This window comes from Nakamurella sp. UYEF19 (assembly GCF_040546275.1).
Classification (GTDB): Bacteria; Actinomycetota; Actinomycetes; order Mycobacteriales; family Nakamurellaceae; genus Nakamurella.
Window position 1 is genome coordinate 233,877 of sequence record NZ_JBEPNO010000001.1, and the last position, 23,383, is coordinate 257,259.

At 67.8% G+C, this 23,383-nt stretch carries 24 protein-coding genes; 10 read left to right on the forward strand and 14 right to left on the reverse strand.

Annotated features, from left to right (window positions below):
• Window positions 1-268 precede the first annotated feature (268 nt).
• Window positions 269-580 carry a hypothetical protein gene (locus ABIB25_RS01105; RefSeq protein ID WP_354526554.1) on the forward strand — a complete coding sequence of 104 codons (312 nt, stop codon included), beginning with the start codon at window positions 269-271 and terminating at the stop codon, window positions 578-580.
• Here ABIB25_RS01105 and ABIB25_RS01110 read toward each other — a convergent pair.
• Window positions 555-1,514 (reverse strand): helix-turn-helix transcriptional regulator, encoded by a 960-nt coding sequence (locus ABIB25_RS01110; protein ID WP_354526555.1) that lies wholly within the window; start codon window positions 1,512-1,514, stop codon window positions 555-557. The genes ABIB25_RS01105 and ABIB25_RS01110 overlap by 26 nt on opposite strands.
• Window positions 1,515-1,576: 62 nt before the next feature.
• Between ABIB25_RS01110 and ABIB25_RS01115 the strand changes: the two genes are divergently transcribed.
• The 3 genes from ABIB25_RS01115 to htpG all read left to right on the forward strand — a co-directional run bounded on the left by ABIB25_RS01115 (window position 1,577) and on the right by htpG (window position 5,370).
• Entirely contained in the window at window positions 1,577-2,785 is a 1,209-nt protein-coding gene (locus ABIB25_RS01115; protein ID WP_354526556.1) for an epoxide hydrolase family protein, read from the forward strand.
• A 10-nt stretch (window positions 2,786-2,795) separates the two neighbouring features.
• On the forward strand, window positions 2,796-3,344 hold the full coding sequence (locus ABIB25_RS01120) for a pyridoxamine 5'-phosphate oxidase family protein (RefSeq protein ID WP_354526557.1): 549 nt from the start codon (window positions 2,796-2,798) through the stop codon (window positions 3,342-3,344).
• A 61-nt stretch (window positions 3,345-3,405) separates the two neighbouring features.
• Window positions 3,406-5,370, forward strand: coding sequence for a molecular chaperone HtpG (gene htpG / locus ABIB25_RS01125; protein ID WP_354526558.1), 1,965 nt, complete (start codon window positions 3,406-3,408; stop codon window positions 5,368-5,370).
• A 32-nt stretch (window positions 5,371-5,402) separates the two neighbouring features.
• On the opposite strand, the gene ABIB25_RS01130 is transcribed toward htpG, so the two are convergent.
• Genes ABIB25_RS01130 through ABIB25_RS01140 form a run of 3 tightly spaced genes read right to left on the reverse strand, consistent with a single transcriptional unit; the run spans window position 5,403 to window position 8,157 of the window.
• Entirely contained in the window at window positions 5,403-6,191 is a 789-nt protein-coding gene (locus ABIB25_RS01130; protein WP_354526559.1) for an FAD:protein FMN transferase, read from the reverse strand.
• Window positions 6,188-6,733: an FMN-binding protein gene (locus ABIB25_RS01135; RefSeq protein WP_354526560.1), complete on the reverse strand. Its 546-nt coding sequence runs from the start codon at window positions 6,731-6,733 to the stop codon at window positions 6,188-6,190. Before ABIB25_RS01135 ends, ABIB25_RS01130 begins: the two co-directional genes overlap by 4 nt.
• Before the next feature lie 5 nt (window positions 6,734-6,738).
• Complete coding sequence (locus ABIB25_RS01140) at window positions 6,739-8,157, reverse strand: ferredoxin reductase family protein (protein ID WP_354526561.1); 1,419 nt, start codon at window positions 8,155-8,157, stop codon at window positions 6,739-6,741.
• Between the two features lie 269 nt (window positions 8,158-8,426).
• Between ABIB25_RS01140 and ABIB25_RS01145 the strand changes: the two genes are divergently transcribed.
• Genes ABIB25_RS01145 through ABIB25_RS01160 form a run of 4 tightly spaced genes read left to right on the forward strand, consistent with a single transcriptional unit; the run spans window position 8,427 to window position 12,914 of the window.
• On the forward strand, window positions 8,427-9,122 hold the full coding sequence (locus ABIB25_RS01145; protein ID WP_354526562.1) for a response regulator transcription factor: 696 nt from the start codon (window positions 8,427-8,429) through the stop codon (window positions 9,120-9,122).
• Window positions 9,119-10,525: a sensor histidine kinase gene (locus tag ABIB25_RS01150; RefSeq protein WP_354526563.1), complete on the forward strand. Its 1,407-nt coding sequence runs from the start codon at window positions 9,119-9,121 to the stop codon at window positions 10,523-10,525. Before ABIB25_RS01145 ends, ABIB25_RS01150 begins: the two co-directional genes overlap by 4 nt.
• Before the next feature lie 12 nt (window positions 10,526-10,537).
• Complete coding sequence (locus tag ABIB25_RS01155; RefSeq protein WP_354526564.1) at window positions 10,538-11,611, forward strand: lysylphosphatidylglycerol synthase transmembrane domain-containing protein; 1,074 nt, start codon at window positions 10,538-10,540, stop codon at window positions 11,609-11,611.
• 31 nt (window positions 11,612-11,642) lie between these two features.
• On the forward strand, window positions 11,643-12,914 hold the full coding sequence (locus tag ABIB25_RS01160) for a cytochrome P450 (RefSeq protein WP_354526565.1): 1,272 nt from the start codon (window positions 11,643-11,645) through the stop codon (window positions 12,912-12,914).
• Window positions 12,915-12,943: 29 nt separating this feature from the next.
• On the opposite strand, the gene ABIB25_RS01165 is transcribed toward ABIB25_RS01160, so the two are convergent.
• The gene (locus ABIB25_RS01165) at window positions 12,944-13,642 is read right to left on the reverse strand and encodes a Pr6Pr family membrane protein (RefSeq protein WP_354526566.1); all 699 of its coding nucleotides are present in this window, start codon (window positions 13,640-13,642) and stop codon (window positions 12,944-12,946) included.
• A gap of 54 nt (window positions 13,643-13,696) precedes the next feature.
• Window positions 13,697-14,560, reverse strand: coding sequence for an aldo/keto reductase family oxidoreductase (locus tag ABIB25_RS01170; protein ID WP_354526567.1), 864 nt, complete (start codon window positions 14,558-14,560; stop codon window positions 13,697-13,699).
• Between the two features lie 204 nt (window positions 14,561-14,764).
• Between ABIB25_RS01170 and ABIB25_RS01175 the strand changes: the two genes are divergently transcribed.
• Entirely contained in the window at window positions 14,765-15,631 is an 867-nt protein-coding gene (locus ABIB25_RS01175; protein WP_354526568.1) for a universal stress protein, read from the forward strand.
• A 172-nt stretch (window positions 15,632-15,803) separates the two neighbouring features.
• On the opposite strand, the gene ABIB25_RS01180 is transcribed toward ABIB25_RS01175, so the two are convergent.
• Genes ABIB25_RS01180 through ABIB25_RS01200 form a run of 5 tightly spaced genes read right to left on the reverse strand, consistent with a single transcriptional unit; the run spans window position 15,804 to window position 19,674 of the window.
• A complete protein-coding gene (locus ABIB25_RS01180; RefSeq protein WP_502919716.1) occupies window positions 15,804-16,550 on the reverse strand; it encodes a VIT1/CCC1 transporter family protein in 747 nt (248 codons plus the stop codon).
• A gap of 52 nt (window positions 16,551-16,602) precedes the next feature.
• Window positions 16,603-16,806 (reverse strand): ferredoxin, encoded by a 204-nt coding sequence (locus ABIB25_RS01185; RefSeq protein WP_354526569.1) that lies wholly within the window; start codon window positions 16,804-16,806, stop codon window positions 16,603-16,605.
• Window positions 16,803-18,107, reverse strand: coding sequence for an NADH-ubiquinone oxidoreductase-F iron-sulfur binding region domain-containing protein (locus ABIB25_RS01190; RefSeq protein WP_354526570.1), 1,305 nt, complete (start codon window positions 18,105-18,107; stop codon window positions 16,803-16,805). The genes ABIB25_RS01185 and ABIB25_RS01190 overlap by 4 nt, the downstream gene beginning before the upstream one ends.
• Window positions 18,104-18,700: a ferric reductase-like transmembrane domain-containing protein gene (locus tag ABIB25_RS01195; RefSeq protein ID WP_354526571.1), complete on the reverse strand. Its 597-nt coding sequence runs from the start codon at window positions 18,698-18,700 to the stop codon at window positions 18,104-18,106. The genes ABIB25_RS01190 and ABIB25_RS01195 overlap by 4 nt, the downstream gene beginning before the upstream one ends.
• Entirely contained in the window at window positions 18,700-19,674 is a 975-nt protein-coding gene (locus ABIB25_RS01200; RefSeq protein WP_354526572.1) for an FAD:protein FMN transferase, read from the reverse strand. The genes ABIB25_RS01195 and ABIB25_RS01200 overlap by 1 nt, the downstream gene beginning before the upstream one ends.
• Window positions 19,675-19,707: 33 nt before the next feature.
• On the opposite strand from ABIB25_RS01200, the gene ABIB25_RS01205 reads away from it, so the two are divergent.
• Window positions 19,708-20,190 carry a hypothetical protein gene (locus ABIB25_RS01205; protein WP_354526573.1) on the forward strand — a complete coding sequence of 161 codons (483 nt, stop codon included), beginning with the start codon at window positions 19,708-19,710 and terminating at the stop codon, window positions 20,188-20,190.
• 177 nt (window positions 20,191-20,367) lie between these two features.
• On the opposite strand, the gene ABIB25_RS01210 is transcribed toward ABIB25_RS01205, so the two are convergent.
• The 3 genes from ABIB25_RS01210 to ABIB25_RS01220 all read right to left on the reverse strand — a co-directional run bounded on the left by ABIB25_RS01210 (window position 20,368) and on the right by ABIB25_RS01220 (window position 23,308).
• Window positions 20,368-21,411 carry a sensor histidine kinase gene (locus tag ABIB25_RS01210; protein ID WP_354526574.1) on the reverse strand — a complete coding sequence of 348 codons (1,044 nt, stop codon included), beginning with the start codon at window positions 21,409-21,411 and terminating at the stop codon, window positions 20,368-20,370.
• A 35-nt stretch (window positions 21,412-21,446) separates the two neighbouring features.
• On the reverse strand, window positions 21,447-22,166 hold the full coding sequence (locus ABIB25_RS01215; RefSeq protein WP_354526575.1) for a response regulator transcription factor: 720 nt from the start codon (window positions 22,164-22,166) through the stop codon (window positions 21,447-21,449).
• Between the two features lie 437 nt (window positions 22,167-22,603).
• Window positions 22,604-23,308: a hypothetical protein gene (locus tag ABIB25_RS01220; protein WP_354526576.1), complete on the reverse strand. Its 705-nt coding sequence runs from the start codon at window positions 23,306-23,308 to the stop codon at window positions 22,604-22,606.
• Window positions 23,309-23,383 lie beyond the last annotated feature (75 nt).

Consider the following 23,383-nt stretch of genomic DNA (forward strand, 5'->3'; position numbering starts at 1 on the left):
GCGTGATGAACGCCGAAGCTGGGCACGCCGAAGATGGGAACATCGTCATGTGGGCCTCTCCCTCTGAGGTCGTTTCCGGGCTGCAGGTGCGGAACGCGAAGCGCGGGTCGTGCAGACGATAGCGACGCGCCTGCTCCCGGGTCCGCTGTCATTCCGCTCAACGGCAAGCGGGATAGCGGGCAGGGCCTCGGACTCGGATGGACCGCTGATCTCACCCTTTTCGCGCCGACCGCGTCATTCCTGTCGGGTTCGCCCTCTCGCGGCGCAGGTGACGGCTGATGGGTTCTACATCGCCACCGAAATTCTCGGTACCCCCTACATCACCGACGCCCTGCCCAACGCCGACGAGGTGTCCACGGCCTTCGTCGCTGCGTCATGGACGGGACCGAATTCCTCGAACTGGGACAGCTGGACGGGGCGCTATCTGTCGGTCGAGGTGGCCGGCGGCCTGACCGGGCGCAAGTTCGGGATCTGGTGTTCGCGTGGAGCGCTGCAGGTCCGGTCGTTCCGGTACGAGGGCACGGACCACCTTGACGGCATCGTTGCGCCGACGGTCAGCGGCCACCCGCGGCGCGGTTGAATCGGTCGGCGGTCCTGGCCAGGTGGGCGGCCAGTTCCGGCGGTTCGTGCACGGCCATCTCGTGGCCGAGAAGGCCGATGTAGAGAGCCATCTGGTCGAGTGATTCCGACCCGGCCACCAACTCGCAGGTCTGGTCGTCGATCGCGGTGATGACCCCGATGGACGGCCCGATCCGCTCGGCTACGACCTGGGCAGGGGCGTGGATGGTGATGCGGCAGCGGTAGCGGTACGGCGCAATGCTGATGCCGCGCGAGACGTATTGGGACAGGTCGGAGGCCGGTGGCTCGCGGGGCGGAAATCGGGGCCCGGACGGGATCCGCGGCTCGAGACGGTCCATCCGGAAGGTCCGCCAGTCGGCTCGATCGACGTCCCAGGCAACCAGGTACCAGAGTCTCTGCGAGTGAACGATCCCCTGCGGCTGCAGCCTTCTGGTGCTCCTCGCACCGCGGAAATCGCGGTAGTCGGCGCGGAGCGTCTCTCGGTCACGGACGGCAGCTGCCACCGCGACCAGTACGTCCACGTCGACCGACGGACCCTGGTCGGCCATCGGCACGATCGCCCCGCGCAGCGTGTCGATTCGCCTCTTCAAGCGATCGGGCATCACCTGTTCCAGCTTGATGAGTGCCTGGACCGCAGTCTCCTCCATGCCCGTCACGCCGCTGAGGGTGACGCCGCGCAATCCGACCGCGATGGCGACGGCTTCGTCGCCCTCCAGCAACAACGGAGGGAGCGAGCCACCGGCGGCGAGCCGGTATCCCTGACCGGATCCGGGCTGCGCCTTCACCACGTAACCCAGGGCCCTGACCTTCTCGACGTCACGCCGGATGGTCCGTTCGGTGACGCCGAGACGGTCTGCCAGGTCTGTTCCGGACCATTCCCGGTGGGTCTGCAGCAGGGAGAGCAGGCGCAGCAGCCGTGTCGAGGTTTCGAGCATGAGACCAATGATGCTCCCCGTTGCGGACCGAACCTGTCCGCAACATGGAGCAGGCTCCATCCATGACCACCACAGAGCTCACCATGGCGAGGGACCCGCGCATTCGTCTGTTCCGCATCGACATCCCGCAGGCCGACCTCGACGATCTGGCGCACCGCCTGGCGCACAGCCGTTTTCCGGCGCCGCTACCGGGTGACGACTGGGACACGGGAGTCCCCGTCGCCTATCTGCGGGAGCTGGCCGACCACTGGGAGCATCACTACGACTGGCGCGCAGAAGAGGCCGCGCTGAACGCCTACCCGCAGTTCCTCACCGAGATCGACGGCCAGACAATTCATTTCCTGCATGTGCGGTCGCCGGAGCCTGACGCAGTGCCCCTGCTGATGACCCACGGGTGGCCGGGATCGTTCGTGGAGTTCCTGGATGTCATCCCGACGTTGAGCGATCCCCGGGCGAACAGCGGCGATGCTCGGGATGCCTTCCACCTGATCATTCCCAGCCTTCCGGGCTTCGGATTCTCGCAGCCGGTCACGGACGCCGGCTGGACGACCACTCGGATCGCCGCGGTGTGGTCGGAGCTGATGCGTCGCCTGGGGTACGACCGCTACGGCACGCAGGGCGGTGACATCGGAGCCGCGGTCTCGCCGGAGGTCGGTCGGGTCGATCCGGAACGCGTGATCGGTGTCCACGTCAACGGAGGCCCGGGACCGATGCCGCCCCTGCCCCTGGACGACGAAGAGTTGGCTGCGCTGTCGGACGTGGACCGGGACCGTGTCCACCGGATCGAGACGTTCATGCACGAGGAGTTCGGGTACATCGCCATCCAGTCGACCCGTCCGCAGACGCTCGCCTACGGGTTGACCGACTCTCCGATCGGTCAGCTGGCCTGGATCATCGACAAGTTCCGGGAGTGGACGCACCCCCGGAAGATGCTGCCCCACAACATCATCGACCGTGACCGCCTGCTGACCAACGTGATGACCTACTGGTTGACCGGAACGGCCGGCAGTGCCGCCTACGTCGGCTATGCGCAACCGGGCAATTGGGGAGCGCCCACTGTGCGATCGACCGTCCCCACCGGCACCATCGCGTTTGCCCACGACATCGGGATCCGCCGGTATGCCGAAACCGAGAACACCATCACCCACTGGGTGGACGTGCCGGGCCGTGGCGGACACTTCGCCGCGATGGAGGAGCCCGACCTGTTGGTCGAGGATGTGCGGAGCTTCTTCCGCAGCCTGCGCCCGGCCGATGTCGGTAGGCAGATCTAGGCTGACCTGCATGACCGAGACAACAAGCGCGTCAGGTCCGGTGATCGAACGTCCGGCAATGCCCGTGGGATACGGGTTGCCCGACAGCAGCGACGGGCTGCTCACCTGGGCGGAGGTGGAAGTCGAACTCGTTGCTGCGCACAACTACTGGCTCGCCAGTGTTCGCCCGGACGGCCGCCCGCACGTGGTCCCGCGCTGGGGCGTGTGGCTGGATGGCCGGTTCTACTACGACGGCTCGCCGGAGACGCGGCACGTCCGCAACGTCAGCAGCAACCCGGCGATGACGCTGAACCTCGAAAGTGGCACCCGCACGGTCATTCTCGAGGGCGACAGCTTCGCCACCCGTGCCGATGCCGATGGCCTCGGCGGCCGGTTGTCGGCCGCCTTCGGCAAGTACGCCGAAGCGGGCTACTCACCCGAACCCGGCTCGTGGGCCGGTGAGTCCGGCGGAGGGCTGCGGGTCTTCGCACCGACCAGGGCCCTGGCCTGGTTCGACTTCCCGAAGGACTGCACCCGGTTCCGGTTCGGCTCAGCTGGCCGAAACCCCTCGGAGAGCTGATGATCTCACCGGCCGAGGACCCCGAGTCCCGCGATGCCCACGGCGCGGCTATGGTTTCCGAATGAGTACCGAAGCGATCGCGGACGAGACGATCGAGTTCCAGGCCGAGGCGCGCCAGCTGCTGCAGCTGATGATCCACTCCATCTACTCGTCGAAGGACCTGTTCCTCCGCGAGCTGATCTCCAACTCCTCGGATGCCCTCGACAAGCTCCGGATGGCTGCCTACCAGGACAAGGACCTGCAGGTCGACACCGGCGACCTGCACATCTCGCTCGTGATCGATCCGGAAGCCCGGGCGCTGACCATCCGCGACAACGGCATCGGCATGACGCGTGAAGAGGTCGTCGACCTGATCGGCACGATCGCCAGGTCGGGTACCGGGGAGATGCTCACGAAGCTCCGGCAGGCCAGGGATTCCGGCGGTTCGGAGCAGGCCACCGCCGAGCTGATCGGACAGTTCGGCGTCGGTTTCTACTCCAGTTTCATGGTGGCCGACCGGGTCATCCTGGTCACCCGCAAGGCCGGGTCCGAACGGGGTGTGCGATGGGAGTCGACCGGCGAGGGCACCTACACGGTGTCCGAGCTGCCCGACGCCCCGCAGGGCACGGCCGTCACGCTGCACCTCAAGCCCGAGGACACCGAGGACGCGCTGCAGGACTTCGCCGACCCGGCGACCGTCCGCACCATCGTCAATCGGTACTCCGACTTCATCACCTGGCCGATCCGGATGGCGGCCAAGGCACCCGAGGGCGACGGCGAGGATGCCGCCCCCGAGGTGCAGGTGGTCAACTCCGGCAAGGCGCTCTGGGCGCGGCCGCAGAGCGAGGTCTCCGACGAGGAGTACGCCGAGTTCTACCGCCATGTCAGCCACGACTGGCAGGAGCCGCTGGAGACGATCCGGCTGTCCGCCGAAGGCACGTTCGAGTACCAGGCGCTGCTGTTCCTGCCCCGACACGCGCCGATGGACCTGTACATGCGGGACAGCAAGCGCGGCGTCCAGCTGTACGTCAAGCGGGTGTTCATCATGGACGACTGCGAGGCCCTGGTCCCCGAGTACCTGCGCTTCGTCAAGGGTGTCGTCGACGCGAATGATCTGTCGCTCAACCTGTCCCGCGAGATCCTGCAGCAGGACCGTCAGATCCAGTTGATCCGCAAGCGCCTGGTTCGCAAGGTCCTGTCGACCATCAAGACCATGCTCGCGGACGAGCCGGAGAAGTACTCGACGTTGTGGGACGAGGTGGGCCGCGCGCTCAAGGAAGGTCTGCTGTCCGATCACGACAACCAGCAGGCGATCCTGGAGATCTGCTCGTTCGCGACGACCTACGAGGCGCAAGGAGCGGGCTCCGAGGATGCCACGGTCTCTCCCGCCGGGCCCGCGAGGCCGACGACCCTGCGCGAGTACGTGGACCGCATGCCGGAAGGCCAGGACGCGATCTACTACATGACGGGGGAGTCACGGCCGTCGCTCGAGAACTCGCCGCACATGGAAGCGTTCCGCGCCAAGGGCTACGAGGTGCTGCTGCTCACCGATCCGGTGGACGAGGTCTGGGTCGACTCGGTGCCGTCCTTCGACGACAAGCCGCTCACGTCGATCGCCCGCGGGGAGGTCGATCTCGGTGGTGGTGACGTCGACGAGGACACCAAGAAGGCGTTCCACTCCCTGCTGGCGTGGATGGGCACCACCCTGGCCGAGGATGTGAAGGAGGTCCGGCTCTCACACCGGCTGACCGACTCGGCGGCCGTCCTGGTCGGAGATCCGGGCGACCTGACGCCGACCCTGGAGAAGATGTACCGGGCGATGGGCCAGCAGCCGCCCAAGGTGAAGCGGACGCTCGAGCTGAACGCGAATCACGGCCTCGTCGCCGGTCTGAAGGCTGCACACGACGCCTCCCCGGACGACCAGGGACTGGCCGACACCGCACACCTGCTGTTCGGCATGGCGCTCCTGGCCGAGGGTGGTGAACTGGCCGAACCCGCCTCGTTCGTCGCGCTGCTGTCCAGGCGACTGGAGAGCAGCCTCTCCTGAGCCGAGATGGTCCGGCGGAGGTGCCGGAATGTTCAACGAGGCACGACGTTAGTGGTGGAACCGTCGGACCAGACGATGAAACCCGTTCGTCCCGGCCGGGTCTCGAGCCAGCGCGCGGCGTTCGCGCCGTGCACGTAGGCGGCGGTCGCGTCGATGTCGGCCCAGGTCAACGAATCGGTGATGACGGTCACCGAGGCGACCCCGGCCGGGGCTCCGCCGGTGCGCGGGTCGATCAGGTGTGAACCTCGATGGGCGGTGCCGGAGGTGGCGACGGCACCGTTGCGGATCGGGACGACCGCGAGGACGCGGGCCGGGTCGGCGGGGTCCTCGATGCCGATGCGCCACGCCGGCCTGGTGTCATCTGCGGTGCGGCAGGTCATGTCGCCGCCGGCGGACAGGCAGAAGTCGGTGTCGGTCAGCTGGCGCAGGACTGCGGCGGCTCGCTCGACCGCCCACCCCTTGACCACACCGCTGGGGTCCAGCACGGTGCTGCCCCCTGGACCGGGTAGGTGGACGTCGAATGCGCCGCGCGACTCGATGCGCGCGGCTTCCCCCAGGGCCAGGACTTCAGCAACCTCGGGTGGGCAGTCCTGGACGGTGATCTCATCCCGGCGGAGCCGACTGACGAACGAGTCCGGCCGGTAGGTGCTGAAGATGCCGTCGACGGTCTGCAGTTCCGACATCACCTGCGCCCAAGCGGATCTGGCGACATCGTCCCGTGTGTGACGGCCGCGAAGGGCCAGGCTGATCGGCATGCCCATGACGTGCTCGACGTATCGGGCGGGCGAGATGCCGTCCCGCTGCACAGCGGTCGTCGTCACAGTCCGGCCTGATCGAGGGCGCTCTGCAGCGAGGTCACGTATCCGTCGCTGGTGACCGTGGCGCCGCTGACCATGTCGATCTGTGCGCTCTGGGCGCTGATCGTCTCCTGGATCAGGATGGGCAGCGCCTGGGCGTTGATCTCCTCGTCCCGGCCGTTGCCGTTGGGATACTGGATGACCGAGACACTGGTGATCTTGCCGCCCTGCACGGACAACTGCACCTGGACCGGGCCCCAGCGGGTGTCCGCCACGGTGCCCGTCACGGTGCTGTTCGCCGCGGTGGTGGTCGCCGTTGTCGGCGAAGTCGTCGTCGGCGTGGCCGGCGCACTGGTGACCGAAGCGGTGGTGGAGGCCGTGGTGGGTTTGCCTTGTCCGGTGGTGTCAGGCACAGCCGAGGTGGAGGTGGTCGCCACTCCGGCCTGGAGGGTGGAGACGAACGCTGTCTCTCCACCGGCGGCCTTCGAGGAGGTGGAGGTGTGGTAGCCGAACAGCAGGACCACGACGGTGATGGTGCCCATCAGGAACATCACGATGCGTTTCATTCTCGTTACCACCCAAAGCTTTCGACGTGGAAGTTCGCTTCGTGAAGCCCTGCGGCCACGGTCGTGCGACGGAAGTCCTCGGCCCACGCCTGCGGCCCGCAGACGTAGACGTCGCGTTCGGCGATGTCCGGCACCCAGTGCTCGAGGGCAGTCCGGTCGTCGGCACCGCCGATACCGGAACCGAGCCACGAGCCGGCGTATCGGCGGTGCCCGGGCAACAACACCACGTGCAGGCCGCGCTCGTCGGCCAGCCGCCGGAGTTCGCCGGCGAACAGCGGTGTACCGGTGTAGCGGTAGAGCAACACCGCCTCACCGGGCAGATAGGGCATGGACTCGGCCAGGGCCCGCAGCGGAGTCACCCCGACGCCGGCGCCGACGAGGGCGACCCGTCGGCGCGTCCGAGCCCGGTCGCTGAGCCGACCGTACGGACCCTCGACCAGGACCCGCGTGCCGGGACTCAGGGCGCGCAGCGCGGCGCTGCCGTCACCGACCATCTTGACGGTGATTCTCAGGTGCCGTCCGTCAGGCGCTGCGGACAGCGAGTAGGGATGCGCCCGCGTCCATCCGCGCCCGTTGAGAAATCGGAAGTTGAAGAACTGACCTGCCTCGGCCCGGACCGGGGAGCCGCCAGCTGCCAGGTGGACCGACACGAACCCGTCACCCTCGGCGATCACCGACGTCACCCGGACCCGATGACGGGCACTGCGCCACCACGGCAGCCCGAGTCGCCAGACGAGGACGCACACCACTGCGGTGGTCCACAACCCCCACCAGAAAACAGTTCTCGCGGTCGAGGCCAGGAAATCCTGGCCCGTCCACAACTGATGCGGCAGCGCAAGGCCGACGCCGAGGTAGGCGTACAGGTGGAGGAGATGCCAGGACTCGTAGCGGATCCTGCGTCGTGCCGCCTTCACGCTGGTGACCACCACCATGACCAGGCAGCCGGTGCCGGCCACCGCCAGCAGCATCCCCGGATAGTGGATGGTCAGATCCCAGAGGGTGGCCGGCGTGCGGGTCAGCTCGCCTGACGCGTAGCCGTAGGTGATGAGGACGAGATGGGCGACCATCAGGTTGAACGAGGTGAAGCCAACCAGCCGGTGGACGCGAGCCAGGCGGTCCTGACCGAATGCCCTCTCCAGCAGGGGAAGCCGGGCCATCAGGAGGACCTGGACGAGCAGGAGGACAGAGGCCAGCAAACCGGTGAGCCGACCGGTCGACATCAGCCCGGTCGTCCACCCGCCCAGGCCCTGGAATCCGCCACCGGTGGCCCACCAGTAGCTGACCAGCAGCAGAGCAGACCAGCAGGCGACCAGAAATCCCCATCGGACCGCCGAGTCTGCGCGGGCCCGGGAGGTGTCCACGAATGGGCCGACCGTCGGAGCGAGCATCGACCGCGCTGGCGCGACCGGTGGAGCTGCGGTCATGGATCGGGTCTCGATCACAACTCTCCTTCGTGTGGTGTGCCTTTGATCATGCAGGGGCCTGCTATGCAATTCCTCAGACCCGACTGTGTCCACCCTGTGCTCGGCCTGAGGTTCATGGACGCCGGCGCTTCGGCGGCCGTTGCAGCGCGCCTGGTGCTACTCGAGGGTCGCAGCCAAAGGTAAAAGGCAGGTTGGAGTCCTCGACGTGCCCCGGTGAGAACTCGGTGAGACAGCTCCACCGGAGCTGCTCGATGGGTCACCATGGAGCGATGGGGCCCCGACTGCTGCTTGCCGACGACGACCGTGCGATCCGGGAGTCACTGGAGCGCGCCCTGGAATTGGAGGGCTATGCGGTCACCACCGTCGCCGACGGGGTGCAGGCACTGTCTGCCATCCGGCGGGACACACCGGACCTGGTGATTCTCGACGTGATGATGCCGGGGGTGGACGGCCTCGGCGTGTGCCGGGTGGTCCGCGCCGACGGGATGCAGGTGCCGATCCTGATGCTCACGGCCCGGGTCGAGGTGGATGCCAGGGTCGAGGGGCTGGACGCCGGCGCCGACGACTACCTGGCGAAGCCGTTCGAGTTGGAGGAACTGCTGGCTCGACTACGGGCGCTGCTCCGTCGGGTTCCCGCCGAACCGGCCGGGGCCGATCCGCATCCGGTGCTCGACGGACTCCGGATCGACTCCGACAGTCGGCGTGTCTGGTGGCTGGACGAACAGCTCGAACTCTCCAAGACCGAGTTCGACCTGCTCGAGCTCCTGGGGCGCAACGCCGGCATCGTGCTCACGCATTCGGCGATCTACGACCGCATCTGGGGCTACGACTTCGGTCCCGACTCGAAGAACCTGGCCGTCTACATCAGCTATCTCCGTCGCAAGCTGGAGATGGCCGGCGCACCCGAACTGATCCGCACGGTCCGCGGCGTCGGCTACAGCCTGAAGGCGCGGGGCGAGCTGTGACGCTACGGCAGAAATTCGTCATCGCGTTCGCCGTGGTGGCTGCCGTCGTCGCCGGGATCATCGGTGCGGTTGCCTACAGCACCACGGATCACGCCCTGCGCAACGAGATCAACGTCTCGCTGACCTCTGCGGTGGGGACGCTGGCCGAAGGTGGTTCGCTGGCGCCGATCTCGGTGGGAGGCACCCCGGGCGCCGCCGGTTCCGGCGGTGATGGGCGTCGTAGCGACGGTCCCGACGTGATCGTCGAGACCGCGCAGTCCATCAGCGTTGCCGGTACCGCAACCCATCTCTCCGGCGTCGACGTGACGTTGCCGATCAGTCGACAGGCCCTGGACCTTGCGGCGGGCTCGACGGCGGGAGCGAGGGTGATCGACCAGGTCAGCGTCAACGGCAGCACCTACCTCGTGCTCACCCAATCACTCGGCGGCACCAAGGGTGCCGTGCAGGTGGGGCGGGATCTGGACGAGGCAGCACGGATCCTGCGCAATCTCGCCCTGGTGACCGCCCTCGTCGGGCTGGGCGTGCTGCTGGTCGCGGCAGGAGCCGGATGGTGGCTCGCGCGGCGGATCACCCGGCGTCTGACCGTGTTGACCGGGATGGCGGAAATCGTCAGCCGGCACGGCCAACTCGAAGTGGACTTCCTGATGCCGGGCAAGGACGAGGTCGGCCGGTTGAGCGCTTCGTTGCATTCGATGGTCGGTCAGTTGTCCTCCTCGCAACAGGCGCAGCAGCGGCTCGTGCAGAATGCCGGCCACGAACTACGGACCCCACTGACCAGCCTGCGGACGAATGTGAGCGTGCTTCGCCGTTTCGACGAGCTCTCCCCGGTATCGCGTCAGCGATTGCTCGACGACGTCGAAGGTGAGACCAGAGAGCTCACCAACCTGGTCAACGAGCTGATCGAACTAGCGATCAATCGGCGGGATGTCGAAACCGTGGAGTCCGTTGACCTCTCGGCGCTGACACGGAGGGTGGCGGCGATGTTCGAGCATCGCAGCAACCGAACGGTGACCGTCTTCGACGACACGGCCGTCACCGTGCTGGGACGTCCGAAAGCGCTCGAGCGGGCCATCTCCAATCTGCTGGACAACGCGCTGAAATTCGACACGACGGGCGGCCCTGTCGAGGTCGAGGTGACCACTGACCGCATCGAGGTGCGGGATGCCGGACCCGGTATCGCCGCGGACGACCTGACGAAGATCTTCGACCGGTTCTTCCGCGCGGATGCGGCCCGGAGCATGCCCGGGTCCGGGCTGGGTCTGGCCATCGTCGCGGAGGTGGCGGCCGCCCACGGGGGTGCGGGATTCGCCGAGTCCCGGTCGGCACGGGGAGCCCGCATCGGGTTCACCCTCGGGGCCGAGACGCTCTTACCGGACTCCAACCCGCATCCTGCAGTCACCTAGGACCGTGGCGGCATGGTCATCACCATGCCGGAACTGCTGATGATCGCAAACGAACCGACGACGGTCCCGCGGCAACGCAGCTCGCGTCGGCCGGCGACCCGCCGCATTGTCGTTGGCGTCGTCCTCCCGGCCATGATCCTGGCGTACCTGGTCGTGGCCGGTCCCACCATCCGGTCGGCCACGCGAAGCCTGGCCGGTGCCTCGCCGGTGTGGTTGGGGGCGGGTCTCGTCGCGACGGTCTCGTCCATGGTCGCGTTCGCAGCGTTGCGCCGGCAAACCCTCGCGGTGGGCGGTGCCCGTGTCCCGCTGCGGCGGACCGTCGGTCTGAGCTACGGGGCCGGTGCGGTTCACACGACTCTCCCGGCCGGCGCGCTGTTCTCCACCACCTATGCGTTCCGGCACCTCCGGTCGTGGGACGTCCCGTCGTCGACAGCCGCCTGGTCCATGACGATCACCGGTCTGCTCTCCACCCTCACGCTGAGCACTGTCGGACTGCTCGGCGTTGCCCTCGGACCGGGAGCCGGCGGGTCGTACCTCTGGCCGCTTGCCGAGGTCCTGCTGGTGGTGGCCGTCGTCGTCGGGCTGGTCCAGGTGTGCCGGCATCCCGGCGGGATGATCCGACTGGCCAACCTGAGTGTGTTGCGCTTCAACAGCTTTCGGGAACGCTCGTCCGATTCGGGTCTGGATCGGCTGGCGAACCTGGTCGCCGATCTGCGGGCCATCCGGCCGACTGCCCGCGACTGGATGGCTTCGACGATGCTCGCGCTGGCGAACTGGGCGCTCGATCTGGCGTGTCTCGCCGCGTGCGCCACCGCGGTCGGCGTCCACGTCGGCTTCCCGGCCCTGCTGATCACCTACACGGCGGGCATGGCTGCCGGCAGTGCGCTCCCGTTGCCCGCCGGGCTGGGCGCCGTCGAAACGGCGATGACCCTCGGCCTGACGGTGGCCGGAGCCGCCGCGTCTCCCGCGCTGGCGGCAGTCCTTCTGTACCGCTTGCTGTCCACCGGCAGCGTCGTGGTGATCGGATGGGTTGTCGTCGCCACCCAGCGACTGAGGAGCGATGGTCGTTCTGCAGGGATGTCGTGATGGATCCGGCCGGGAAGGGAATACTGGGTCCATGGTGGTCAGCGTCCAGCAGGTGACACGGCAGGCGGTCGGGGTCGGACGGTTCGCGGTCGGGATCTACACGAACCGTGCACAGAATCTCTACCACGGGCTCTTCCGGGGTGACCCGCTCAGCCAATTGCAACTGGCGATGGGGCGAGCCGATCCGCACGCGGTGTACGAGCGGATGCGCGAGAGAGGTCCGGTCCTGCCCACCCGACTGGGCAATCTGAGCTCCACGAGCTATGAGGTGTGCCAGCAGGTCCTGCGCAGCCGTGCCTTCGGAGTGACCGACCCGGCTGCCCCGCGCCCCGCGGAGGACATGCTGGACCTGTCGCTGCTGGCGCTGAACCCGCCCGACCACACCCGGCTGCGGCGGCTGGCCGCGCCGGCGTTCACGCCTCGTCGGATGTCCGGCTACGAAACGTTGGTCGAAGCGGCAGTGGATCGGTTGCTGGACCCCGTGTCCGGTCGCGACAGTTTCGACCTGGTCTCGACTTTTGCCTCCCCGCTGCCGATCGCGGTGATCACCAGCATGCTGGGGCTCGCCGACGAGCCCGACCGTCTGCGGCGGGTCGGCGCGACGGTGGCCTCCGCGCTGGACGGGGTGCACTCGTTGCGGCACGCGGTCCAGTTGTTCCTGGCCGACCGTCAGATGCGTGCAAGTTTCGCCGCCCTGCTGGTGCGTGCCGCCCAGGAGCCGGGCGACGATCTGACGTCGGTGCTGTTGGCCCAGCAGGGCGAGCAGATCACCAACGCCGAGTTGTCGTCACTGGTCGGGCTGCTGCTGCTCGCCGGGTTCGAGACGACGGTGAACGCCATCGGCAACGGCGTACGAGCGCTGCTGGCCAATCGTGAGCAGTGGGAGCTGTTGGTGGAAGACCCTTCTCGAGCCTCTGCGGTAGTCGAGGAGGTATTGCGCTTCGACCCTCCCGTGCAGCAGACGGCGCGGGTGTTGCTTTCTTCGTCGGCTCCGGCGGAGTTGGCCGGAGTCTCGGTGCGCCCGGGACGGTGGATGCTACTGATGTTGGCGGCGGCCAACCGCGATCCGGCTGTCTTCGACGCCCCCGACCGTTTCGACATCACGCGTTCCAATGCGGACGCCCATCTGGCCTTTTCCGGAGGCATCCACTACTGCCTCGGCGCGGCTTTGGCGCGGATGGAGCTGGTGGTCGCGTTCCGCGCCCTGGCGACCCGCTTTCCCCACCTGAGGTCGGCCGGACCGGTGATCATGCGGCCCGGAACCACCCTCCGCGGTCCGCGTCGACTGCCGGTGTCGGTCTGAGCGGCCGACGTCCTGCTGGTCTGGCGCAGTCAGCCGGCTTCTGCTCCCGTAGTCCGAGGGGTCGATTCTCTGCCCGGAAGCCTCCCGTCCGCCCACCGGGCGAGCGCTGCGAGGGCCAGGAACAGGACCGCGACGATGGTGGAGTTCAGCAGGACCCGTCCGAATCCGACCGTCGACACGTTGAGGAATGGGTACGGATACCAGTCGACGACCGGTCCGAGAGCGAGGGTTGCGATCAGCCAGACCACTGGCCAGGCCAGCGCCGGCAGGATGTCGCCGGATCTGACGAACCCGCGGGGCCCGAACACGATCCAGCCGACGAAGGTCAGCAGAGGCACCACGATGTGCAGCAGCCGGTCGCAGATCAGGTTTCCGGTGGAGTAGTTCGGTGACGGTGGCAGCGCGACGTAGGCGACGACACCGGTGACGGTGATGCCGATCAAAGCCGCCAGCCGCACCACCCGGAAGAACCTGTTGTCGATGCGCCGGAGGATGATCAGTAGAACCGCGACGGCCACCAGGAAGTTCGACTGGATGGTGAAGTAGGACAGGAACCGGCGGACCTGCTCGACCTTGGTGGTGGCGACAGCGGTTGCCCTGACCACGTTCTGCTCGTCCACGAGCACGTTCTGTCCGGCCAGGATGAGAATGAGCTGCAGGACCAGCGCGACGACGGCCACGACGAAGGTCGTGCTGTGCCAGATCCGACCGAGCTTCTCACGCGTCATGGAGCACAGCGTAGGACCCCACACCGACCGACCGGCACCGACCGGCCCACCAGGTCAGATTGCGTCGAGTTCGGCCAGGTCCTGCGGTGACAGAGTCAGGGCACCGCCGGCCACGTTCTCCCTGAGGTGGGCGACGGATGAGGTCCCCGGGATGAGCAGGATGTTGGGCGAGCGCTGGAGCAGCCAGGCCAGGGCGACGGCCACCGGCGATACCCCGAGGCGACGGGCTACCGACGCCAGTTCTTCGGACTGCAGGGGGGTGAAGCCACCGAGGGGGAAGTAGGGCACATAGGCGATGCCCTGTGCGGCAAGCGAATCGATGAGCGCGTCATCGCGGCGATTGGCGATGTTGTAGAAGTTCTGCACACACACGATCGGCGTGATGGACTGTGCCTCGCGGATCTGTTCGGCGGACACCGTGCTCACGCCGAGGTGTTTGATCAGCCCTTCCTGCTGAAGCTGGGCCAGCACGGTGAACGGTTCGGCAAGCGAGCCCGGAGTCGGTGTGTCCACACCGCCGACCCGGAGGTTGACGACATCAAGGGCATCCAGACCGAGGCGGTCCAGATTGTCGTGGACTGCCCGGCGGAGCTGCTCGGGAGCCAGCGCCTGCGGCCAGCCCCCCTCCGCGTCGCGGAGCGCCCCGACCTTGGTCACGAGGTGGAGCGTCTCGGGATAGGGGTGCAGGGCCTCCCTGATGATCTCGTTGGTCACGAACGGGCCGTAGTAGTCGCTGGTGTCGATGTGCGTCACCCCGATCGCCACTGCCTCGCGGAGCACGGCGATGGCGGCATCGCGATCGGCGGGCGGGCCGAACACATGCGGGCCGGCCAGTTGCATGGCCCCGTAGCCCATGCGCGAGACGGTCAGGTCCTTTGCGAGGGTGAACGTGCCACCCGGAATGGTGTTGCCTGTCATGGTTCCTGATCTCCTTCTGAGGCGTCGGATGCGCCCAACTCCACAGTGCCCCTTCTCCGACCCAAACATCGGGACCTTCGACCGTAGTCGAGAGTTCACGACAGGGCCACGCTGATGGTCTGCGTACCCCGCGGATCCGATGTCGCTGTTCATCTTCGTCGGCGGCCGGCAACCCCGGGCGCATCGAGCGCTGGAGGCAGGAAGATGAACGGTCAGATCGTGGTCGGGTGGTCGGATAGTCCGGAGGGCCGGTCAGCACGCGAGTGGGCGGCGGCTCAGGCTGCGGCGACCGACCGGTGTCTGGTGGTGCTGGACGAGGTGCCGCAGGATTCCCTCGGCGGTGGTGCCGGAGACCAGAACGAACACCAGCTGATCGAGCGGACCAGGACGAGGTTAGCTGCGGCGGTGGAGATTCTGGCCGACCGGTTCGTCGGCCTCGAGGTCAGAGTCGTGGTCGAGGTGGACGATCGGGCGGCCGGTCTGGTGCGGTGGAGTTCCGTCGCGGACATCCTGGTCCTCGGCGCCCCGCCGCGACGCCATCTCCGGATGATGGGCTCGCTGACCGATCACCTGGCGGCAGCGGCGCATTCGCCGGTGGCCTTGATCCCCGGAGGATGGCAAGCCGGACCGGACGCAACCGGCGCTGTGCGTGGCGGTGCCGTGGTTGTCGGTGCCACCACCACGATGTCGGGCCGGGCCGCTGTCCATTTCGCCTCTCAGGAGGCCGTGCGGCTCGACGCCACGCTGCTCGCCGTCGTCGGAGCCGAGCGAAGGTCGGCCGAAGGTCGTTCACTGGTCGCCCATTTCGCCGATCTAGCGGCCGCCGAGCCCGGCCTGATGATCGAGGTGCACTGGGCAGGAGGAGATCCGGCCCAGGCTCTGGTCGATCTCGCCCGGGATGCGCGTCTCGTCGTGATCGGGGTCCATCACAGCGAGGACCGATGGAGCATCCGACTCGGCCCGGTCACCGAAACGGTGCTGAGCCGCGTTGCCTGCCCGGTGATCACCGTCGCCCGCCTGCACACTCCTGCCGCCGGTGAGCCGGCCGCGCCCGCCTGGCTACGGGTGTGAATCAGTTCATCCGGCAGTCCTCGACGGGATCCTGACGACGTTCTGAGCCGACCTGCAGCGACGCCGAAGCTTCGTTCGGTCTCATGGTGCCGTCGACAGCCGCCGCCGTGCTGGTTCTGGGTCGAGACGTGGTGACCTAAGCGAACCCGGCGGCCGAGGAGGAGCGGAGGGGCTAGATCCCGCCGACGTGGCCGACCAGTTGGCCGATCCCGTAGGTGATCAGCATGGCCAGCGCACCGCCGACCAAGATCCGCACTACAGCGCGGTGACGTCTCGATCCGCCCAGCTGGGCGCTGATGGTCCCGGTCAACGCCAGTGCGATGAGCACCGCGGCGAACGTGACGGGGATGCGTGCGGACGGCGGCGGCAGCAGGATCGCGATCAGCGGGAGCAGCGCGCCGACGCTGAAGGAGATCGCCGAGGCTATCGCGGCCTGCCAGGGGTTGGTGAGCTCGTCGGGATCGATGTTCAGTTCGATGTCGACGTGGGCCGCGAAGGCGTCGTGTTCGGTGAGCTCCTCCGCCACCAACTTGGCCGTCGCCGAGCTCAGGCCCTTGTGTTCGTACATGGCCGCGAGTTCGGCGAGTTCCTCCTCCGGGCTCTCGGCGAGTTCGCGGCGTTCCTTCTCCAGCAACGCCTTCTCGGTGTCCCGCTGGGTGCTGACCGAGACGTACTCACCGAGCGCCATCGACACCGCGCCGGCGATGAGGCCGGCGACACCGGCCGTCAGGATCGGGCCGGAGGCGGTTGTTGCTGCCGCCACTCCCACGACCAGGCCGGCCGTGGAGACGATTCCGTCATTTGCACCGAGGACGCCGGCCCGTAGCCAGTTCAACCGGGATGACAAGCCGGCGGCATGCGGCTCGTCCGGCTGGACGGCCGTCAGACCTGATTCTCTTTCGCTCTCAGAAGTACTCACCCCTCCACGTTAGGCAAACACCCGACGTACCGCCAGCATTGGAAGCCTTGCCTCACATGACTGTTGACAATTTCAGAGCCAGTACCGGACACGAATTCGCGGCTGCTTTCGCCCGGCGCACCAGGCCGGCCGGGAGTGGTCCGGTCGGGAGGATGGGATATCCCCACTCGTCAAGGGTGATGGCCTCGGGGAGTTCCTCTGCGCACAGACCGTGCGCCCGGCAGGTGACGGCGTCGACCCTCAGGAGGGTGCTCATCGTGTTCCGGTCCTCGCGGTCGTCTCGTGTCCCAGGGGCAGTATCGGAGCCGGGCCCTGGCAACCGCCGTGCCGCAGATGGACTTCGAGGTGGGCGGCCTCCGGTCCCTGCAGCGCACGCAGCGCACTGGCCGCCAGGGCCACTGCACCGTCCGGATGGCCGCAGCCACCTCGCTTGTCGATCACCGGGAGGCGGCGTCCCAGTCGGTCGACCGCGTTGCGGTCACCGCCGGCCAGCGCCGCCATGTCGTCGGCGATGGCGGGGAGGCCGAACATGCAGGGCCCGCACTGTCGGGCGCCCGCGGCAGCGAGATGCTCGAGCACACGGGCGGTTTCGACGAGCACGCAGCCTCCGGGTGGCAGCACCACGATGGACGCCACGCCCTTCGTCCCGCCGACGGCACCCAATTCAGCCGCGCTGAAACCGATCTCGGCCACGCGGTTCAGATCGAGCCACCGGCCGGCCAGTCCGCCGATCAGCGCCCACGCCGGCAGATGGTTCCGGGTCGGCGTCCATCGCGCCGCCGCCAGGATGGATCGGACAGCGGTCCCGCCGGCGACCTCGACCACTCCGGGTGCGCCGACCGCCCCTCCGACGGTCACCAGGAGGGTCCCGGGTTCCGAGGCGGTACCGATCGTGCGGAACCAGGTTGCGCCGAATCGGGCGATCAGAGCCACCTGAGCCAGGGTCTCCGCGTTGTCCACGAGGGTCGGTCGTCCCTGGACACCTGACTCCCAGATCGCGGAGGTCCGCCCGGCCGGCCGGGCATCGCCCGTGTTCAGGTATCGGACGAGGGCCGTCGCCTCGGAGGCCACGAACCGCTGTGGGATTCCGACGATGCTGAAATCGACCGCCTCGACGGGCCGTTCGGCAAGTGCTCTGCGCAGCACGGCCGCGGAACCGGAACGCTGGTGCACCGCGAGGATGACCTTGTCGGCACCGACGGCGAGCGCGGCGAGCAACGCGCCGTCGATCACCAGGTGAGGTGAATTACCCAGCAGCACGGCATCTTTCGAAGACGTTGGGTCGCCCTCGCAGCAATTCGCGATGACGACGGCGGGGCGCCGCCTCGACGAGTTGGACGCGACGGTGGCCATCTTCCGGCCGGTCGGGAAGCCCGCACCGCCGCGCCCCACAAGACCGGCCGCCGACACCATGCTGGCGAGTTCGGTCGTGACGTGGACCGGGGCGGGCCCAAGTCGGCGGGCATGGTCGTCCAGCGAGACCGCCGGCTGGGCGGGTAGGAGGCGGGCGGTGCCGGTGCGGGTGCTCATGGTGGTGGGGTAGAGGGTCGTCGTCATCGATGGGATCCGATCTCTTCGCGGGGATGGGTGGTCTCGGCGGCCCTCCGCGCAACGGTGTCCGGGTGGCGATCCGGCAGCAGGCGCAGCGTCAGCGTCACGAGAACCGATACGATGCAAACGATGTCGATGGCAATCATCCACACCCTGGTGCCGTCTCCGCCGGAGATCCCGAAGCCGTGGAGGAGCGCGATGGGCCACATCGCATACGAGCTGAGATGTACGGCCTTCCAGGCGACGGCGGGCAGGTGCCGCCGCAGGGCGCTGGTGATCCCGATGGCGAGCATCAGGTCCACGGCGACCGTCCCCAGACCCACCCAGAGCGGATCCCAGGCAGCGCCGAAGGGGATCAGCACATCCCAGTAGTTCAGATCCACGTAGCCGTCGGCGATGGCCGTGACGATGTGGATCGCGAGGAAGGCCATCGACGTGATGGACAGCGTGCGATGGAGTCGCAGGACGGCGGCCCTCGGGAGGAAGGTGGATCCCTTCCGTCCGGCGGTGAGGATGCCGAGCACCATCACGGCCGTGAACAGCACCAGGGAGACCGCCCCGGTGGCGCGGCTGGCGTACCAGAGAATCTGCGTGTTCATCAGGCGGCCTGCTTCTCGTCGTCGGGCCAACCGGCGACGGTGACGGCTTGGCCGCCCATGTCCACCAGTCGGCTGGGGAGGCTCTGCGCGGCGAGCCAGGCGGGTGCCCGTTCTCCGCAGATGATGGCCGCAGTGGCGGCCGCGTTCGCGTCGAGCGCGCTGCCCGCGGCGACGGACACCGTGCGCCACCATGGAACCGGGTTCTCCCCGGTCCGGGGATCGACGAGGTGGTGACGCGCGCCGGCGGGCGTCCTCCAGGCCCTCGTCGTTGTCGAGGAGGTGGCAAGGCCGCCTGCGGTGATGGCCACTCTGGTCTGTGGGGCAGCCTCGGCGTGACGGTGGTCGTCGGCGACGGCGATCGTCCAACCTCCGGCGGGAGCCTGGCCTGCGACGGCGATGTCGCCACCCAGACCGACCAGCACACCGCTACCCGTCCGACGGGTGATGCGAGCTGCGGCACGGTCGGCGGCCAGAGCCTTTGCCGTGGCTCCTAGATCGAGGCCGACGCCCGCCGGAACGGTGAGCAGTCGTCGACCCGCATCGTGCTGGAGGTGCCACGCACCGGGGGCCGGCCGGGTCGCTGCGGTTGCAGTGCCGACGGCGGCGACCTCGAGGGCTTGGTCCAGCATGTCCCGGAGCGCCCTGATATCGCGGTCGTACCCGAGGGCGATCACGGCCGCAGCGACGGTCGGATCCACCAGATAGCCGGTGGCGGCGGCAACCCGGAGCGCGGCGGACATCGCATCGTTGAGAACGGGCGACAGTTCGACCTCGACGCCGGGAGTGCGGAGAAGCGCGTTGATCTCCGAGTCCGGGCGGAACCGGCTGCAGGCCTTCTCGATCGAGGCCAGTTCGTCGTCGAGCTCGTGCCGGGCGACGGCCAGTGCAGCCGGATCGGTCACCACCAGGGTGGCAGTCGTGGACCAGATCTGGAAGTCCACCCGCGTCGATCCGGTCGACAGGGAACCGTTCATCACGAACCGCCCGAGGAGGCGCTGGAGGCACTCGTGATCGGGGCGGCGGTGACGCTCGGAATCGACGTCGTGGTGGCGCCGGAAGGGGTCGTGGATGGACTGGAGGTTCTGATGGGGGCACTGGACGACGGGGTGGCCGGCGTCGCGGTCGTGGCTGCCTTCGACGATCGGGGGGCTGCCTTCGACGATCGGGCGGCTGCCTTCGACGTGCGAGCGGTGACGGCCGAGGTGACGGGCTCGGGCCCGGATGGCAACGTGCCAGCAGCCGTGCGCGGGGTAGTGGTCGAGGACGCACCGGCAGGTATCGCGGGGGTGTGGGCGACCGAACTCGTCCTCGTCGGCGCGCCGGCCGCCGCGTGGGGAGTCAGTGCGAGGGTGGCGGCCACCGACGCGACCCCCGCGGCACCCGCGAGTCCGGCCGTCAGCATTCTGACCCGACGCCGCATGCGCACTCCGGATGCGGCCGAATCTGGCAAGTTCATATCGATGGTTCCCTCTCGATGCGTGTCCAGGTGATCTTTCGAGCGTGCCGGACTGATCTCAGAGCCTTCTCGGGCAACGGCTTCTCGGGTGACTGTCTCTGACCACCGTGATCGACGGGACTGTGCGTCTGCTGTGCACCTGCTGAGTAGGCGGTCTGGATCCGCTCAGGAAGTTCTCAGTCCGGACCGGGTGAGATCGGAGCAGACGGCTCTACCGTGCCCCGGAGGACCCGGCAGCGGGAATGGTCAGCGTGGCGACGGCGCCTCGGCCGTGGGGAGAGTCGGCCAGCGAAACCGTTCCTCCATGAGCGGTGGCGATCTCGCGCACCAGGGAGAGACCGAGCCCGAACCGACGATTTCCGATCGGGCGCTCGGTGGCATGGTCGGAATTGTCGTTGCCACCGCGGGAGAATCGATTCCAGATTTCCTCGCGCCGGCCATCGGGTGGCAGGCCCTCGCCCTCGTCGGTGACGGTCAGGGTCACCATCCCCTGACCGGCCGAGGCCTTGAGCTCCACGTCGCCGCCGTCGACAGAATGCGAGATCGCATTGTCGACCATGGCGATCAGGGCACGTCGAAGGGCCGGCCGGGACCCGCGGACGTGCAGACCCGGAGCCGAAGACGATCGCAGGTGGACACCGGAATCGTCGGCGATCACCTGCATGCTCGCGGCGACATCATCGAGGAGTTCGGCCGGATCCATCCCCTCGGCGAGACCGGGGTGAGCGGTCAACGAGGCGCTCAGCAGCAATTCGTCGACGATCTCGGAGAGCACTCGACTGTCGTCCAGCAACTGTGCAGCGACCTGGCCGGCCGGTTCGTCGACGGGTATCCGCCGGGCCAGCAACTGGGCCCTGGTGTGCAGGATCGTGAGAGGTGTTCGGAGTTCGTGGCCAGCATCGGCGACGAACCGCCTTTGCAGCGAGAGTGCCTGTCCCAGTGGGCGAACGGCTCGCCGAGCGATGAAGAAGGCGACAACTCCGGCGACCAGAACGCCGACGGAGGCGGCCAGGAGCAGGGCATTGAGAACCAGCCTGTCGTCGTCGGTCGCCGGTTCGACGTGGGTGGTGCCTGCGAGCGGATCGCCGTGGTGATGACGGATGAGCGCAAATGCCAGGACCGCCGCCACGCCGACGGCCAAAGCACTGGCCAGAGCGATCTGCACCCCGATGCGCGTCGCCGCGTGACGGATCAGCGCCGCGTCCTCGACGTTCTGGCGAACGGCCGTTTCACCGGACGTGGCACGGCCGGGCATGCCGGCCCTCCTGCTCTTCGGCCCTACCGGTGACCTCACAGGCTACCGATGCGGTATCCGAGGCCGTGCACCGTGGTGACCACTTCCCGGCCGAGTTTCCGCCGCAGATAGTAGACGTAGGTGTCCACAGTGCCTTCCGTGTCGTTGGGGTCGAAGACGGCCGAGAGCAGTTCGGGGCGGGTGAACACCCGACCCGGCCGTCGGGCCAAGGTCTCCAGGAGGGTCGATTCCTTGCCGGAGAGATCGATCGGGTCCGTCCCTGAGCCCGTCACCCGCCGGGACTTCACCTCGAACCGGCGGCGTCCGATGCCGATCGTCGGGGTGGCCTCGGAGTGCCGTCGGAGGAGGGCTCGCAGTCGGGCCAGCAATTCGTCGATCTCGAAAGGCTTGACCACATAGTCTTCGGCCCCGGCGTCGAGACCCTCGATCTTGTCGGCCAGCGTGCCGCGTGCCGTCAGCAGGAGGATCGGGTTGATGACGCCCCTGGCCCGCAGTGTGCTGACGAGTTCGAGGCCGTCGACGACAGGGAGCGCCCGGTCGATCACCATGACCTCGTACTCGCGGGTGAGGGCACGGTGCAGACCGACCTGACCGTCTGGGGCGTGGTCGACCCGGTAGTCCTCGCCCAGCACTTCCAGCAGGAGCGGCGCAAGCTCGCGGTCGTCCTCGACGAGCAGCAATCTCGGTCTTGCGTCAGGGGCGGAGCCGTCGAGCGCTTGATGCTCGCCGCGGTGTGGACGGACTTTGTCGCTCATGACACGATCGTCCCACCTCCCATTCTGAATTTGCTCTGAGATCAGCCGAGCCGATGGTACTTCTGCTGACAACGTCCCGACTGTGAGATCCGCCTGATCCGCAGAGGGTATTGATGATGGTGGGGCCTATCCCCGCCGCCCGCTCCGAAGAGAACGTCTCGGTTCCCCGGTCCGCACCGAGGTCGAGAGCTGCGTCGACCGGCTGGATCTGCTGTTTCCGGACCTCCCGGATCGGTAGGACCACTGTGACGCGGCGATACCGTGGACCTGGGCGCTCTTGACCCAGGCGTCGTAACGGTCACCATTGGGTGGAGTAGAGGGACGGCAGTGATGGATTCGATCTTGTTGATCTGGATGGGCGTCGCGGTATTGGCCGCTCTTGTCACCTTCGTGTGTGCGTTTGCCGTCAGGCATTAGCCCGAATATCACTCAATTGGTCAAGGGCGCAGGGCAGATGGGTGGTCGTGCTGACCAGGCTGCCGGGTGGTCCAGGTCGTTGCGTGCGGCAGCAACACCGTGGCAGTACCCACCCCGAGGACCAAGGCCAGCGCGATGAGGCTGAGCCGCCGGCGACTGCTCCGGGCCGAGGGACCTCGGAGGGTGCTCCGCAGTTCGGCCCGCGAGGTCACCAACGCCTCCCACAGATGGCCGGCCACGTGAACGGTCATCAGCACGATCCAGATCCAGAAGCAGGTCTGATGGGCGGTCAGTACCCAGTTCGAGCGGGCGTCCGCGGTGAAGATCAAGGCCGTCCCGGTACCCAGCAGGGCCAGGCTCGACAGGATGACGAACGGTCCGAGGATGCGCAGCACGGGGTGCGGCGGTCCCTTCTCGATGTAGGCGGGGGCGCCACGGTAGTACCGCGCGAACCGGTACATCGTGCTGCCGCTCTTCAGCACCACCGGGCCCAGCAGGAGCAGGCCGACGTAGATGTGCAACGTGATCATCTGCCGGACGCTCAGAATGGTCACTCCTTCGACCGCGAGCAGGGCCAGGAGGACCGTGCCGGTCGCCGAAGTCAGGCGTGAGTTACCCTGCACACCAGCAGCTTTGTCCCCCGACGGTTCCGTAGCGGTGGCCAGGGTCGCCGGGGTGGAGACCCAGGGGACCTTGGCCAGCAGGCCGGCGGCGGTGGAATTCATCCTCACGGACCTCAGCATCCCCGGCGCGTCTCACAGAATCCTCAGCTGCTCGCGATCGGCGGGTGCATCAGGTCC